Below are 15,736 nucleotides of genomic sequence, written 5' to 3'. Positions count from 1 at the left end.
ACCTGCCGTAGGCTCCATCCGGTCAGATTTCGGTCATGCGAGCGGGGGAGGCTCCCATCAGTACCGGCACGGGCGACATACTCACACCTCTGGGACCGGACGATCCGCGCGAGGCCGCCGGATACCGGCTGCTCGCCCGCATCGGCGAGGGCGGCATGGGGACCGTCTACCTCTCGCACACCCGCGGCGGCCAGGCCGTCGCGCTGAAGCTGATCCGTCGCGAATTCGGCGACGATCCCGAGTTCCGCCGCCGGTTCGAGCAGGAGGTGCAGGCAGCCCGCCGGGTGCAGGGCTACCACCTGGTGCCGGTGGTCGACCACGACACCTCCGGTCAACAGCCCTGGCTCGCCTCGGCGTTCGTGCCCGGCATGTCGCTGCATGCGGCGCTGACGGACCACGGGCCGCTGCCGCTGCCCACGGTCTTCCGGCTCATCGGCTGTACGGCACTGGCGCTCACCGCCATCCACGCGGCCGGGGTCGTCCACCGCGATCTGAAGCCCGGCAACATCCTGCTCGGGGCGAGCGGCCCGTACGTCATCGACTTCGGGATCGCCCGCGCCGCCGACGCCACCCAGCTCACCCGCAGCGGCGGGCTGATCGGAACCCCGCAGTTCATGTCGCCCGAGCACGCGCTCGGGGAGCAGGTCGGACCGGCCACCGACGTCTTCTCGCTCGGTCTGATCGCGGCGCTCGCGGCGACCGGCCGTCATCCGTACGGAACGGGCGGGGCGATGACCGTCGCCGCCCAGATCGCCAACACCGAGCACCGGCCGCCCCGGCTCGACGGCTATCCGCAGGAGCTGCGCCCGCTGCTGGAACGCTGCCTGGCCGCGGATCCGCGAGCACGCATCGGCACCACCGAACTCGCCGCCCTGTGCGAGCAGTCGGCCGGCCGGCCGCTGAGCGAATCGGCCGACTGGCTGCCGGAGCCGCTCGCCGCGGAGATCGCCCGCCGCGAGCAGGCCGCGCAGCTGCCCCCGCGGCCGGCGGACCCGGCGGCGGCACCCACGTACCCGCCGGGCACGGGCCCGTCGCCGACCGGCGCCACCGCCCCCGCCGACCCGGTGCCGCCGGGCGCGCAGACCGGATTCGCGACGACCGTGCCGCACCAGCCGCCCACGCACACCCTGTCGCACCAGCCGCCCACCCAGGCCCCGCCGCAGCCCGGCTACCCCACCGTGCCGCCGCCGGTGCCCGGCCCGGCACCGGCGACCGCACCCGCCCCGAAGTCCCGGGGGCCGGTGCGGGTCGCGGCGGCCGCCGGGGTCGCGCTGCTGCTGGTCGCGGGGACGTGGGTGATCGCCACCCGCAGCAACGACAAGGGCAGCGACACCACGAACGCCGACGACAAACACAGCGACCGGCCCTCGAATCCGGGCCCCGATCCGAAGGCATCGGACTCCACCTCGTCCGGACCGCCCGCGCAGCAGAGCAGCTACAAGGTGATCTTCAAGGACCGGCCGTTCGCGCTGCGGGCACCCGCCGAGCCGAGTGTCATCGGAGTCGATCTCGACGAACCACGGATCTCGGGCCCCGGCGAATTCACCGACAGCGACGACGAGCTGGAGCTGAGCGAGGTGTCGGGCGGCAAGTGGCAATTCCGCACGCCGATGGGCAAGAGCACCGGAGCGACCCCCGAGCAGTGCCTCCAGGGCTCGCAGTCCGACGTGCTGCCGTCCGAGATCAGGGAGAAGGAACTCCAGCGCGGCCAGACCCTGCCGGTGGGCACCCGGCTCTGCACGGTGACGTCCGACGGCAATCTCGCCATGCTGAAGATCACCAAGGTGGTGAAGCGCGCCACCAACGATCTGCCGGACTACTTCACCGAACTCACCCTGTGGCAGCAGTAGGCACACCGCCACTGCGGCTCCACAGCCGCAGCAGCACCCGCTCCCGCGACTCCCCCGCCGCCAGCAGCGCCGCCGCCCGCGACCAGGTGGCGGCGGGCAGCCCGTGAGCGGTGATCATCCGGTGGAGTACGGGAGAGGGGCCGGGCAGCATCAGCAGTTCGCCGAGCAGCCGGGCGTCGGCGGGCGGTGCGTCGGTGGCGAGGACCAGGTCGAGCGCGTCCGAGCCGAAGCGCTCCACCAGTGCGAGCCCGTCCTCGCCCGCCGCGAGCAGCCACGGGGTGAGCCGGCCGCTCTGCCCGCCGTGCCGCTCCCGCTGCTCCACCAGCAGCCGCAGCACCCGCTCCCCCGCCGGGCCCGCCAGCAGCGGCAGCCAGCGCGGGCCCCAGACGGTGAGGGCGTCGGCGGCGCCCGGCAGCCGTTGTTCGACGACGCCCGCGGTGACGGCGACGCGCGGCCCGAACCGGACGCCGACGGTCAGCACGGCCTCCAGCGAGGGCGGCGCCAGCACCCCGGTGAGCGGGGCGAGCCCGGCGAGGGTGCGGCGCTGTTCGGGGCTGAGCCGCAGCCGGTCGGCGAACTGCTGGGCGATCACCCCGAGTCACTCGCGCAGGAGGGTCCGCAGGGCGTCGCCCGGGTCCGGGGCGGCGAGGATCATCGGGAGTTCGCGACGGGCCCGCGGGTCGAGTACGGCCTCGGGCTCCGCGGCGTACAGGTCGAGGAGCGCGGCGCGCTGCCGCGGGCTGCCGAGGCCGGCGAGCAGGGGCAGCAGGGCGGGGGTGGCCAGCAGAGACTCCAGCACGGGCGCGGCCGTCCCGGGCGCGCCGAGCACCGCCTCGGTGACCCGGCGCCCCAGCCCCGTGCCGTCCACCGCCCAGTCGCGGATCTTGCCGGGGCGCTCCACCACATTGCCGACGATCCAGCCCAGCGCCTTGCCCCGGCCGAGTTGCCGCCGCGACCACTCGACGGCCGCCGCGGTGGCGAACGGGCCCGCCTGCTCGCTCTCGTAGCCCCGCTCCTGGAAGGCGACGAGCACCTCGTCGAGCGGGCGCCGCAGCCCTTCCGCGTATCCGCCGAGGATGCTCATCGCCCGTTGGTCCAGGCCGAGTTCATGGGCGTGCCGCAGCCCCTCGGTGCCGAGTTCGGCGAGGGCGTCCGCCGGGTCGGGGAAGGCGGCGACGATCTCGGCGATGTCGAGGTCGCCCTGTTCGGCGAGCCAGCGGGCGGCGAGCAGCGGGTGCGCGCAGACGGTGGCCCAGTGTTCGGGTCCGGTGCCGAGGAGGGCGCGTACCGCGTCGGGTCCCGGGACCTCCGCGTCGGCGGCGATCCGCAGCAGCACCCGGGCGTCGACGGTGCCCGCCGGGTCCTGGACCGCGATCTGGACCCAGCCGAGGCCGAGGGCGCCGAGGTGTTCGGGCTGCCGCAGCCCGTCGAGGAGCATCCGCCACATCTGCGGGGTGTAGCGGCTGAGAAGGTCGAGGTCGTCGCCCTGGAGGTGCGGGCCGAGCAGTTCGAGCAGCTCGGGGTCCTCCAGCCGTCCGGCGAGGAACTGGAGGCTGGGCGCCGGGATCTCGGAGAGCACCGCGACGAGGGTGTCGTCCATCGAGGCGACGGCCGCGGCGAGCCTGGCGGGGTCGACCCCGGTGACGGCGGTGCACAGCCGCCCGTAGAGACCGACCCGGCGGATGCCGGGGCGCTCGCGCAGGGCGTCCTCCATCGGCAGCGCCCCGGCGGCGACCGGACGGTCCGGGTCGAAGACCGTCGCGAGCCGGGTGGCGACGGGGAGCAGCCGGCGGGCGGCCTCGTCGTAGAGGTCCTCGGCGGCGGGGCCCAGCAGCGCGGACATCAGGCAGTCGCGGAAGACGGAGCCGGGGACGCCCGACAGGGCGGCGACCAGGCGCCGCATCCGGGCCTCGTCGAGCAGCCGGTTCTGCTTGCGCATGCCGGGGGCGTTCTGCCGGGCGCGCACCGCGACGAGCAGTTCGGTGTTGGTGCCGAAGCAGTCGGTCATCTGGTCCAGGAGCTTGCCGCGCTGGCGGGGCGGCATCTGGTCGGCGCCGCCCAGCGCCAGGGTCCAGCCCGCCGCGAAGGTCCGCCGCCGCATCGCCTGGCCGCCGACGCCGCCGAGGAGTTCGGCGGAGTAGGCGTCCATGTCCCGGTCGGTGAGGTAGGGCAGCTGGTCGGCGGGGCGGCCCGCGATGCGCGGTACGGCGCCCGCGAGGTCGTCCGGGTCGACGCGCTGGGGCGCGCCCGCCGCGCACCGCCTCGATCCGCCGCAGGTCCTCGCCGCCGATCCGGCCCGCGACGACGAGCCGGGCCCGGGGCGCGGCGGCGGCCCGGCAGACCTGGGCGGCGAAGTCCTTCGGGTTCAGCAGCACCCAGCCCGCGCCGGAGAGCAGGGTGGCGGTGCGGGTGCCCAGGCGCCGCTGCTCGAACGCGGCCAGCGCGATCACCTTGGGCCCGTGGTCGTGCAGCAGGCCCAGGCGCAGCACCTCGGGGTTGATGTCGAGCCGGTCGCCGCCGCCGGAGCCCTGGGCGGCGTCGTCGTACACGAGCAGCGCCTCGGCCTCGGCGAAGTCGCGCAGGGCGCGGGCCTCCTCCTCGTGCCGGGCGGCGCGGGCCAGGGTGTCGGCGAGCTGTCCGGGGCGCAGCGCGGGCACCCGCTGGAATCCGGCGGCCGACAGATAGCCGCCGAGGTCGGCGGGGCCGTGCACCGGGCCCCAGGCGGCGGGCGGCAGTCCGCAGGCCATCCAGCCGGCCAGCCGGGTCAGGGCGCGCAGCTGCACCTCCCGCCAGCGCACCGCGGTGTCCCGGCCGGCGGCGGAGGCGGGCGGCAGGTCCTCGCCGAGCAGCAGCGCACTGGGCAGCGACATGCCCTGCGGACCCGGCATCCGGCCCTCGGTCGGTACGTAGCCGTGCCGGCCGAGGCCGACGAGGGCGAGGGAGCCGGAGTTGAGGACGAGATGGTCCGGGGAGAGTTCCAGCGGGGTGAATCCGGCGTGCGCCATGTCGTCCAGGGCACGGACCAGCGGAACGAGGGTGTGCAGCGCCTCGGCGGGGGTCCAGCGGTGCCCGGCGGCGAGCATGGTGTCGAGGTCGTCGCGCTCGCGCAGCGCGTGCAGCGGTACGGAGGAGGCGCCGGGCGACCAGGCGGTGACGAGGGCGGGCGGCAGCCCCGGATGGTCGACGATGTCCAGGAGGGCGGGGGTGACGGGGCTGCCGGCCGCGAGGAGGGCCGCGGTCCTGCCGCGTTGCTTGCGGTTCGGGAAGACCCGCAGCGCGCCGTACACGTCGGCGTCCTCGTCCTTCACGAGCCGGGTGGCCCGGACGGCCGCGCCGGCCGAGGAGCGCAGATGGCCGGGGCGCAGCTGGACGGTGTGCGGCTCCCAGGTGCGGCCGGAGCGGCCGGGGATACGGGTGAGCAGCCCGGTGAGCGTGGCATTGGCTCCGGTACGGCGGGTCATCGCGGCTCCCGGCTGGTTCATCGGTGCTCCCCCAGGGTGCGGAGCGCGGCCTGCAGGGCCGTGGCGCTGCGGGCGCGGGCGAGGTCGGTCCTGACCCGGTCGACGGTGGCCAGCCGGAACTTCTTCGCCGACAGGCAGGTGGTGAGGGCATTGGTGAGGATCGGCCCGTAGCGCAGACCGGCGATGAAGCGGCGGGCCGGGGCGCTGACGTCGAAGTCCTCCGCGTACAGCTCGCGCGCCTGCCGGTCGGTGAGCCTGCGCAGCGCGGCGGCGTGGGCGAGGGTGGCGCCCAGCATGTAGATGTCGAACCGCTCGGAGGCCGGGGCGAGTTCGGAGGGTTCGTCGGTGCCTTCGGCGGAGGGCGGGGCGTAGGCCCTCGTGGTGGTGCGGATGCGGTCGCCGATCTGGACGGCCGCGTCGTAGTCGATGAGCACGTACCGGGCGGGCGGCCCGAGGACGAGGATGTTCTCCGGTTTGATGTCGGCGTGGATCCAGCCCTTGGAGTGCTCGTCCCCGTTGTGCCGGTCGGCGTGGAGCGCGGCGAGGGTGTTGCACAACTGCTCGGCGAGGTCGAGGAGTTGATCGGGCTTGAAGCGGCGGTGCGATGCGGCCCGCTCGTCGATCTCCTCCTGGAGGGTGCGTGAGACGCCGCCGTGGTGGGTGCGTGAGACGCCGCCGTGGTGCCCGATGAACTGCTGCACCACGAAGCTCTCGTACGGCACCTCGCCCGGCATGCCGCCGCCCGGCCGCCCGCCGGGCCTGCCGTGCCTGCCGTCGGCGAGCAGGGAGGGGGACGGCTGGGACTCCACGCTGATCACGACGGGGCACTGCTGGGTGAGCTGTGCGGCCTGCCGGGCGGCCCGCAGCCCCTGGTCGCGCTGTTTCTTCTGCTCGCCCAGCGCTCCGTGGACACTGCGCGGGTCGTCGAGGTCCGACTGGGACCACCACATGCCCTTGATCACCACGTCGCCGCCGGACCAGCGGTCCTCGGCGAGTACGGCGTACCCCTGGCCGGCACCGGCGAGCAGGCGCCTGGTACGGAAGCGGCCGTCCTCGCCGTAGGCCTCGGGGAGCCAGGCCAGCCGGGGCGAGCCCAGGGTGTCGGGATGCTCGGCGTGCACCCAGCCGGGCTGGAACGGGGTCACCTGGCGTACTCGCTTCCGGGCTCGTCACCGGTCCGGGCCCCGTTGCTGATGCGCAGCCGTACGGTGCCGGGGCCCAGGTGGAGTTCGTCGCCGTCCTCCAGCGCGTACGGCGTCCCGGCGGCCAGCCGGGCGGTGCGCGGCAGTCCGTCGAAGTCCAGCTCCGGGTTGAGGAAGGAGGCGTTGTTCTCGGGCAGATGCTCGGCGAGCGGTCTGCCGTCGTCGTCGAGGAAGATCCGCAGATGGGCCCGGCTGATCTCGGCCGCCCGGTCGGCGCCGAGCCCTTCGGTGACATCGGTGGTCCCGGGGCGGCTGCGCGAGGCCCGGCCCAGTGTCAGCCCCTGCGACGGCACCATGACGGTCGCCCGGACCGTGTAGCCGTGCTGCACGGTGACCAGGACCGGACCGGCGTCCAGCCCCTCGGGCACCGGCGGTTCGACGACGACCTCGACCGCCTCGTAGCCGCACGAACGGCAGAACCAGCGGTTGCCGTCCTTGTTGACCTGGCGCGGCAGTTTCACATGCCGTCAGCTCCCGTTCAGGGACCACCGGGAAGGCGACCTCCGATGGAGAACCACCTCACCACGGACTTCGGTGCAGCCTGCTTCCTGGTGGATCTGTCCAACGTCGTGCGCAACCGCACGCTGGGCGAACCCGGTGCGCGCTCGCTGCGCCGGCTGCGGCTCCTCGTGGAGGCCGCCGAGGAGCTCGCCCGGGATCCGGACGTCACGCTGTATCTGGTCGCCGATGCCGGCCTGCGGCTCGGCGGACGGCGGGAGTTCACCGATCCCGCCGACATCCGGCTGCTCGGCCGCTGGGTGGACCGCGGCCTGGTCGAGGAGCTGCCGGACGCCGACGACCGCCTGCTCGAACTGTGCGCGTACACCGGCATCCCCGTCATCACCGGCGACCGTTTCCGCGGCCATCGCGAGTCGCACCCCTGGCTCCAGGGCAATACGGACGACTTCCTGGAGCCGGTCCCGGCCCGCGGCGGCACGGTCCGGCTGGTCCCCGTCGACATGGGGGTGGCCAGCGCGCTGGACATCTCCAGGAAGATGGAGGAGGACGTGCTGAAGAAGATGGGGCTGCTGGGCCCGCACCGCAGCCCTCGCTTCGACATGGTCAGCCGCAACTGGCGCTGCGAGGACCGCCGTTGCACGCTCTACGACACCCGCAAGGGCAGCGCCGCCCTGCTGCCGCGCGTCCTCAGGGGCGTACCCCACTGCCAGAGCCACGGCACCCCGCTGGTCGACGACGGCCCACGCACCGCGACCGTCCAGCTGAAGCTCCTGGTGGAGGGCGACGTGAAGGCCCGGTTCACCCTGGAGGACGGCACGAACGTGAAGGTGGGCAGGGCGCCCGGCGAGGGCGGCATAGCCCTGCACGGCCTGATCCCGGAGCGCCGCACCGCCGGCCTCAGCCGCGCCCATGTCGAGCTGCGGGTGACCGGCGGCATCGTCCACGTACGCGACCACAGCACCTACGGCACCCGGTGGCGCTCGACCGCCGGGAAATCGGGGCCGGGCCCGTGGAAGGAGCTCGGCGCGGCCGAGCGGCAGTACCACGGCGGAGACGAACTCGAACTGGTCGAGGGCGTGGTCCTGGCCCGCAGCGGCCGCCGCTTCCCGACCGAGCTGGCCCAGGAATGGCAACGCCGCCAACCGCCCCCGCCGGACGCGGCGGGCGAAACCCGCCTGTACTGACGCCGGGGGCCGCGCACCTCACGGCAACGGGGCAGCACGCCTTGCGGCAACAGGGAGGGGAGGCGGCCACCGAAGACCCGGCGACCGCCTCCCCTCCCGACCGGCTAGGCGTGCGTACGGAGCAGCGTGCGCATCGTCCGCATCGCGACCGACAGATTCGCCAGGTCGAAGGCGTCCGACCCCCGGATCTCCTCAAGGGTGGAGCGGGACCGCGTCAGGATCGCCGCGTTCTTCTCCTCCCACGCCTCGAACCGCTCCTGCGGCGTCGAGGTCCCGTTGCCCGCCGACAGCACATCCGCGGTGAGCGCGGCGTGCGCGGCGTACAGGTCCTCGCGGATGGAGGCGCGGGCCATGGACTGCCAGCGGTCGGCCCGCGGCAGCTCGATGATCCGGTCCATCAGCTGGGTGATGCCCAGCCGGTCCGCGAGGTCGTAGTACACCTCGGCGACGGAGAGCGGGTCCTTGCCCGTGCGCTCCGCGATCGCCACGATGTCCAGCACCGGGAAGGCGGAGGAGAATCCGGCGACCCGCTGGGCCAGCTCGCCCGGGACGCCCGCCTCGGTGAGCTCGTCCAGGATCGACTGGTACCACTCCAGGTCGGCGCCCATCAGCATCTTGGGCAGCTCGGCCCAGACCTGGTCGACGCCCGCCTTGAAGAAGTCGATCGTCCCGGCGATCTCCAGCGGCTGCGGCCGGTTGCCGAGCAGCCAGCGCGAACCGCGCTCGACGAGCCGGCGCGAGTGCAGCCGGATCCGGGTCTGCACATCGGCGGCGACCTGGTTGTCGAGCGCCTCGACGGCGTCCCACACCTGGCCGAGACCGAAGATCTCGCGGGCCGCGAACTGCGCCCGCACGATCTCCTCGATCGAGGCACCGGTCTCTTCCCGCAGCCGGTGCAGGAAGGTCGAACCACCGCTGTTCACGGTGTCGTTGACCAGGACCGTGGTGATGATCTCGCGGCGCAGCGCGTGTCCGTCGACCGCCTCGGGGAACTGCTCGCGCAGTTGCTGCGGGAAGTAGGCGTGCAGCAGCTTCTGCAGGTGCTCGTCGTCCGGCAGGCTGGTCCGGATCAGCTCCCGGGCCGCGGTGATCTTCGTGTACGCGAGCAGCACGGCCAGCTCGGGCTGGCTGAGCCCCTTGCCGCCGTTGAGCAGCTCACGGATCTGGCGGTCGTTGGGCAGGAACTCCAGCCCGCGGTCGAGGTCCCCGTCACGGCCCAGCCGGCGCATGAAGCGCTGTTGGGCGTGGAGCAGCGAGGAGGACTGGGACGTGGCGTTGGCGAGTGCGACGTTCTGCGCGTAGTTGTTGCGCAGGACGAGACGGCCGATCTCGTCGGTCATCTCGGCGAGCAGCTTGTTGCGCTGCTTGACGGTCATGTCGCCGTCCCGGACCAGGCCGTTGAGCAGGATCTTGATGTTCACCTCGTGGTCGGAGGTGTCCACGCCGGCGCTGTTGTCGATCGCGTCGGTGTTGATCCGGCCGCCGCCCCGGGCGAACTCGATCCGGCCGAGCTGGGTGGCGCCGAGGTTGCCGCCCTCGCCGACGACCTTGGCCCGCAGGTCCTCGCCGTTGACGCGGATCGCGTCGTTGGCCTTGTCGCCGACGTCCGCGTTCGACTCGGCGGAGGACTTGATGTACGTACCGATGCCGCCGTTCCACAGCAGGTCCACGGGGGCCTTGAGGATGGTCTGCATCAGCTCGGCGGGCGTCATCTTGGTGACACCCGGCTCGATGCCGAGCGCCTCGCGGACGTGCGCGTTGATCGGGATGGACTTGGCGCTGCGCGGGTGGATGCCGCCGCCCGCGGAGAGCAGGTCCTTGTTGTAGTCGGCCCAGGAGCTGCGCGGCAGGTCGAACAGGCGGCGCCGCTCGGCGTACGAGGTGGCGGCGTCCGGGGTCGGGTCGATGAAGATGTGCCGGTGGTCGAAGGCCGCGACGAGCCGGATGTGCTCGGAGAGCAGCATGCCGTTGCCGAACACGTCACCGGACATGTCACCGACGCCGACGACGGTGAAGTCCTCGGTCTGGGTGTCGTGGCCCAGCTCGCGGAAGTGCCGCTTGACGGACTCCCAGGCGCCGCGGGCGGTGATGCCCATGCCCTTGTGGTCGTAGCCCGCGGAGCCGCCGGAGGCGAAGGCGTCGCCGAGCCAGAAGCCGTACCCGACGGCGACCTCGTTGGCGATGTCGGAGAAGCTCGCGGTGCCCTTGTCGGCGGCGACGACCAGGTAGGTGTCGTCCTCGTCGTGCCGGACGACGTCCTTGGGCGGCACGACCTCGCCGGCCACCATGTTGTCGGTGATGTCGAGCAGCGCCGAGATGAAGGTGCGGTACGAGGCGATACCCTCGGCCATCCAGGCGTCACGGTCGACGGCCGGGTCCGGGAGCTGCTTGGCGACGAATCCGCCCTTGGCGCCGACCGGCACGATGACGGTGTTCTTCACCATCTGCGCCTTGACCAGGCCGAGGATCTCCGTACGGAAGTCCTCGCGCCGGTCCGACCAGCGCAGACCGCCTCGGGCGACCTTGCCGAAGCGCAGGTGCACGCCCTCGACGCGCGGCGAGTAGACCCAGATCTCGAAGGCCGGGCGGGGCGCCGGCAGATCCGGGATGGACTGCGGGTCGAACTTCATCGAGACGTACGGATGCGGCTTGCCGCTGTCCGCCCTCTGCCCCCTCCTGCCGCTTCCCTCGCTTGCGCTCTGGAAGAAATTGGTGCGCAGAGTGGCCTTGATGACGGTGAGGAAGGACCGCAGGATGCGGTCCTCGTCGAGCGAGGCGACCTGGTCCAGGGCCCCGTCCAGCTCTTCGAGGAGGCCGTCGGTCAGCTCGGTGCCGGCGTTCTGCCGCTCCGGGGACATCCGGGCCTCGAAGAGCGAGACCAGCAGCCGGGTGGTGTGGACGTTGTTGCGGAGCGTGCTCTCCATGTAGTCCTGGCTGAACGTCGACCCGGCCTGGCGCAGGTACTTCGCGTACGCGCGCAGCACCATCGCCTGGCGCCAGCTCAGACCGGCGCCCAGCACCAGCGAGTTGAAGCCGTCGTTCTCGGCCTCACCGGTCCACACGGCGGCGAAGGCGTCCTGGAAGCGGTCGCGGGCGTCGTCGGCGAGATAGTTGCCGTTGGTCTGCGGCATCCGGAGCCCGAAGTCGTAGATCCAGGCGTGCGTACGGTCCGCGCAGCGCAGCTCGTACGGACGCTCGTCGACGACCTCGACGCCGAGCCGCTGGAGGGCCGGGAGCACGGCGGAGAGGGAGACCTGCTCACCGGTCCGGTAGATCTTGAAGCGGCGCTCGCCGGGGGCGGCGCCGACCGGCTCGTACAGGCTGAGGGCGAAGTCGTTCTCGTCCTGCTTGAGCGCTTCGAGGTGGACCAGGTCGGCCACGGCGGAGCGCGGCGTGTGATCGGCCTTGTAGCCCTCGGGGAACGAGTGGCCGTACTGGCGCAGCAGCTCGGCGGCGCGCTCCTCGCCGCACTCGGCGCCCAGCGCCTCCTGGAAGCCGTCGGCCCAGGAGCGGGCGGCCTCGACGAGCCGGGCCTCGATGCGGTCGGCCTCGGCGTCGGTGAGGTCGGGCAGCTCGGTGCCGGGCGCGACGCGGACGACGAAGTGCAGCCGGGAGAGGATCGACTCGGTGTTCCAGGCGGTGAAGTCGACGCTGGTGCCGCCCAGTTCCTCCTTGAGGATGTCGATCAGGCGGAGCCGCACACCGGTGGTGTAGCGGTCGCGCGGCAGGTAGACGATCGCGGAGTAGTAGCGCCCGTACTCGTCCTGGCGCAGGTAGAGCCGCAGCCGGCGGCGCTCCTGGAGGTACAGCACGGAGGTGACGACGGAGCGCAGCTGGTCGACGGGCGTCTGGAAGAGCTCGTCGCGCGGGTACGTCTCCAGGATCTGCAGCAGGTCACGGCCGTCGTGGCTGTTGGGCGAGAAGCCCGCGCCCTCCAGCACCTCGGCGACCTTGCGGCGGATGACGGGCACCCGGCGCACCGACTCGGTGTAGGCGGCGGAGGAGAACAGTCCGAGGAAGCGGCGCTCACCGATGACGTTGCCGTCCGTGTCGAACTTCTTCACGCCGACGTAGTCGAGGTAGCTGGGGCGGTGGACGGTCGACCGGCTGTTGGCCTTGGTGAGGACGAGGAGCTTGCGCTCGCGGGCCTTGGCCCGTGCGTCGGCGGGCAGCCGGTCGAAGGACGGGCTGACGGGGTGCGCCTCGTCGACGCTGTGGTGCGGGTCGGAGCGCAGGATACCGAGGCCGGTGCCGGGGACGGCGGCCAGCGAGTCGGTGTCCTTCAGCTCGTACTCGCGGTAGCCGAGGAAGGTGAAGTGATCGGCGGCGAGCCAGCGCAGCAGCTCCCTGGCCTCGTTCACCTCTTCGTCGGCGAGGTCGTCGAGCGGCTCACCGGGCAGGTCGTCGGCGATGCGCATCGCGGCATCACGCATCTTGTCCCAGTCCTCGACGGTCTCCCGCACGTCGGACAGCACGCGCAGCAGGTCGGCGGCGATCTGCTGGAGGTCGGCGCGGTCGGTCTCGCGGTCGATCTCGACGTGGATCCAGGACTCGACGAGCGCGTCGTGCGGCAGCTCGTTCTTCGCGTCCTTGGCGCCCGCGCCGCCCTTGCGGCCCTGCGGGCCCCCCGCGATGCCGTTGCCCTCGGCGAGGACCTCGATGAGCTTGCCGGTGACGTCGCGGCGTACGACGACCTGCGGGTGGATCACGACGTGGATGCCGCGCCCCTGCCGGGACAGCTCATTGGTGACGGAGTCGACCAGGAACGGCATGTCGTCGGTGACGACCTCGACGACCGTGTGGCTGCACGTCCAGCCGTTCTCCTCGACGGTCGGGGTGTGCACCCGGACGTTCGCCGTGCCCTGCGGGCGCGTCTCGGCGAGGCGGTAGTGGGAGGAGGCGGCACCGAAGACGTCCACGGGGTCGCGGCCCGCGATGTCCTCCGGAGCGGTGTGCAGGTAGTAGCGCTGGAGGTAGGGGAGGAGCACGTCCTGTCCGGGACGCTCCTGCTCGGCCCCGGCGGCCGCAACACGCGCCCGGGAGTTACCTCCCGGGCCACCGACACCACCGCCCGGGCTGTTGTCAGCTACCTTGGCGGCCCGTGCGAGCAGCTCGGCCTTGGCTTCGTCCAGCTTGGTCTGCATGTCCTCTGGCTCCTGTCACGCGCCGTTGCGAGACGTAGGTGAAAAGACGACGTACCGCCACGACACGGGGTTTCCGGTCTGAGTCGACGCTATGCCGCCATGAGAGACGCCCGGGACCATATTGGCCATTTTTGGCAGTCGGACCGGGCTGTGGGAATCAGCGACGGCCCGGGTGCTGTGGCACTCCGGGCGCAGGCCGGGGGCTTCGCTGCCCCCGAGGCGTATCGCGCTGATCACGGGGTCCAGGCTATATCGCCCCACCCCGTGACCGTCACGAGCCGTTTGTGTAAAAAGATGGACCCGAACTTTGACACTCTGGACAGCGCGCGGGTCCGTGTTGCCGCACTCTGGTAGTCGGAACAGGCCGACGAACCGTGGGAGCCCCGCCATGGCACCGAAGATCCTGATCGTCACCGGCGACGCCGCCGAGTCCCTGGAAGTCCTCTATCCGTACCAGCGGCTGCGCGAGGAGGGCTACGACGTCCATATCGCGGCCCCCGCCCGCAAGACGCTCCGCTTCGTGGTCCACGACTTCGAGCCCGGCTTCGACACGTACACCGAGAAGCCCGGCTACACCTGGCCCGCCGACCTGGCCTTCTCCGAGGTCGACGCCGGGGACTACGTGGCGCTGGTCGTCCCGGGAGGCCGGGCGCCCGAGTACCTGCGCAACGACGCCGAGCTCCGCAAGATCCTCAAGGCCTTCTTCGACTCGGACCGGCCGGTGGCCCAGATCTGCCACGGCCCGCTGATGACGGCGGCGGTCGGCGCGCTGGCCGGCCGGCATGTCACCGCCTACCCCGCGCTGGAGCTCGACATGCAGACGGCGGGCGCCACCTTCGAGGACCACGAGGCAGTGGTCGACGGCACCCTGGTCTCGTCCCGGGCATGGCCGGACCACTCGGCGTGGATGCGCGAATTCCTGAAGGTCCTCCGCACAAAGGCCCCGGTCACCACCTGACCCCGTCCGGCCGCCTCACCCGCCCCCTCTTCACCCTCCACCCCGGTTCGACGGCTGCCACCCGATGCGCCGCGATCCGATCACCACTGCTCGGATCGCCACTACTCGCATCACCACTTTCGGATCGCCACTATCGGATCACTGCCACCCGATCGCCACTATCCGGCCAGCTGCTCGGCGAGCTGCGCGGCCTCGGCCAGGCTGTCCACCACCGGCACCCCGGCTGCCTCCAGGCTGGCCCTGCTGTGCGATCCGCCGGTGTAGAGCACGGCCTTCGCACCGACATGGGCCGCGGCCACGGCGTCGTCCACCGCATCGCCGATGACCACCGTGTGCTCGGCGGATATCCCGTCCAGGGCGGCGATGTGCCGCTCCATGTGCCGGGCCTTGCTGCCACCGGAAGGCCCGGTACGCCCGTCGACCCGCACGAAGCGCCGCTCGATGCCGTACCCCCGCACCACGGGGACCAGCTGGTCGTGCCCGTACATGCTCAGGAGCGACTGGCTGCGCCCGGCCAGCTGCCACTGCGTGAGAAGCTCCTCGGCGCCTTCGGTGAGCCCGCAGGCGGCCCGCTGCTCGGTGTAGTACCGGTGGAAGATCCCGTCCATCCGCTCCCACTCGGCCTCCGTGGGCAGCCTGCCCATCAGCCGTTCGTAGAAGAGGGGGATCGGGATGCAGTACATCTCGCGGTACTGCTCAAGCGTGATCGGCTCCAGGCCGACCTCGCCGAACGCGGCGTTCGTCGCGCCGACGACCGCGTCGTTGTCGTCGAGCAGTGTGCCGTTCCAGTCCCAGACCAGATGAGTGCGGTGCTTCCCATGCGTCCCCATGCATAGAAAGTACCCGTCGCCTCCGACACCCGTTCGAAGTCGGCCCGGTCCGCTCCCGGCCTCCCCCGATCTCCCCCGGCCTCTCCCCTTCAGCCGATCAGGTTCGGAATCTCCTGGATGCCGAACCACAGCAGCTCGTGGTCCTCGGCGCCGTCCACGGTGAACTGCGCGTCGTCGTCACCGAGGTCCGCCGCCCCCAGCGCCGCGGCCGCCGCCGTGACGTCCTTCTCCGCGTCGTCCGCGTCGACATGCACCGCGGCGGCCTTGGCGAGCGCCACGGGGGAAGCGATCCGCACCTCGCCGAGCGAGGACGGGTCGAAGCTGTGGTCCGGGTCGGCGACGGCCGCGCCGTCCGGCACCTCGACGGCCACGACGACGCGCCTGCGCACCGCGTCGGGGTTCTGCGCGATCATGCGCAGCGAGGCGGAGGCGGCCCGGTTGAGCGCCGCGTACTCCAGCTCCTCGATGTCGTCCGAGACGTACCACTCGCGCAGTGCGGGGGTCACCGCGTACGCGGTGAGCGGACCGGGGCCGATTTCGCCCGCCCGGTGCGCCGCTGCGAGACCGGACAGGGTCAGGGGGACGTACACGCGCATGGCCGGGTCGCTTTCGTAGTCGGAAACGCCCTCAGGATACGTGCGACGTCCC

At 72.3% G+C, this 15,736-nt stretch carries 10 protein-coding genes; 4 read left to right on the top strand and 6 right to left on the bottom strand.

Annotation, left to right across the window (positions count from 1 at the left end):
• The first annotated feature begins 35 nt into the window (after positions 1-35).
• Positions 36-1,850 carry a serine/threonine-protein kinase gene (locus OG520_RS25060; RefSeq protein ID WP_406014668.1) on the top strand — a complete coding sequence of 605 codons (1,815 nt, stop codon included), beginning with the start codon at positions 36-38 and terminating at the stop codon, positions 1,848-1,850.
• On the opposite strand, the gene OG520_RS25055 is transcribed toward OG520_RS25060, so the two are convergent.
• Both OG520_RS25055 and OG520_RS25050 read right to left on the bottom strand, forming a co-directional pair.
• Complete coding sequence (locus OG520_RS25055) at positions 1,831-2,442, bottom strand: hypothetical protein (protein ID WP_406014667.1); 612 nt, start codon at positions 2,440-2,442, stop codon at positions 1,831-1,833. The genes OG520_RS25060 and OG520_RS25055 overlap by 20 nt on opposite strands.
• A gap of 6 nt (positions 2,443-2,448) precedes the next feature.
• Positions 2,449-3,999 carry a hypothetical protein gene (locus OG520_RS25050; RefSeq protein ID WP_406014666.1) on the bottom strand — a complete coding sequence of 517 codons (1,551 nt, stop codon included), beginning with the start codon at positions 3,997-3,999 and terminating at the stop codon, positions 2,449-2,451.
• Between the two features lie 46 nt (positions 4,000-4,045).
• Here OG520_RS25050 and OG520_RS25045 point away from each other — a divergent pair, with 46 nt between their 5' ends.
• Positions 4,046-5,482 (top strand): hypothetical protein, encoded by a 1,437-nt coding sequence (locus OG520_RS25045; protein WP_406014665.1) that lies wholly within the window; start codon positions 4,046-4,048, stop codon positions 5,480-5,482.
• Between the two features lie 970 nt (positions 5,483-6,452).
• Here the strand turns inward: OG520_RS25045 and OG520_RS25040 are convergent.
• The gene (locus OG520_RS25040; protein ID WP_399332046.1) at positions 6,453-6,974 is read right to left on the bottom strand and encodes a hypothetical protein; all 522 of its coding nucleotides are present in this window, start codon (positions 6,972-6,974) and stop codon (positions 6,453-6,455) included.
• 45 nt (positions 6,975-7,019) lie between these two features.
• Here OG520_RS25040 and OG520_RS25035 point away from each other — a divergent pair, with 45 nt between their 5' ends.
• Positions 7,020-8,156 carry an FHA domain-containing protein gene (locus OG520_RS25035; protein WP_406014664.1) on the top strand — a complete coding sequence of 379 codons (1,137 nt, stop codon included), beginning with the start codon at positions 7,020-7,022 and terminating at the stop codon, positions 8,154-8,156.
• 104 nt (positions 8,157-8,260) lie between these two features.
• Here the strand turns inward: OG520_RS25035 and OG520_RS25030 are convergent, their stop codons facing one another.
• A complete protein-coding gene (locus OG520_RS25030) occupies positions 8,261-13,300 on the bottom strand; it encodes an NAD-glutamate dehydrogenase (RefSeq protein WP_406014663.1) in 5,040 nt (1,679 codons plus the stop codon).
• Positions 13,301-13,688: 388 nt separating this feature from the next.
• Here OG520_RS25030 and OG520_RS25025 point away from each other — a divergent pair, with 388 nt between their 5' ends.
• The gene (locus tag OG520_RS25025) at positions 13,689-14,258 is read left to right on the top strand and encodes a DJ-1/PfpI family protein (RefSeq protein WP_399332052.1); all 570 of its coding nucleotides are present in this window, start codon (positions 13,689-13,691) and stop codon (positions 14,256-14,258) included.
• A 158-nt stretch (positions 14,259-14,416) separates the two neighbouring features.
• Here OG520_RS25025 and OG520_RS25020 read toward each other — a convergent pair whose 3' ends face one another.
• On the bottom strand, positions 14,417-15,088 hold the full coding sequence (locus OG520_RS25020) for an HAD family hydrolase (protein WP_406014662.1): 672 nt from the start codon (positions 15,086-15,088) through the stop codon (positions 14,417-14,419).
• A gap of 89 nt (positions 15,089-15,177) precedes the next feature.
• A complete protein-coding gene (locus OG520_RS25015) occupies positions 15,178-15,684 on the bottom strand; it encodes a DUF6912 family protein (protein WP_266418511.1) in 507 nt (168 codons plus the stop codon).
• Positions 15,685-15,736: the final 52 nt, after the last annotated feature.

The organism is Streptomyces sp. NBC_00984 (genome assembly GCF_045162475.1).
In the GTDB taxonomy this organism is placed as follows: domain Bacteria; phylum Actinomycetota; class Actinomycetes; order Streptomycetales; family Streptomycetaceae; genus Streptomyces.
The sequence above is the reverse complement of the archived record's forward strand: the minus strand, read 5'-3'. Positions and strand labels throughout refer to the sequence as shown.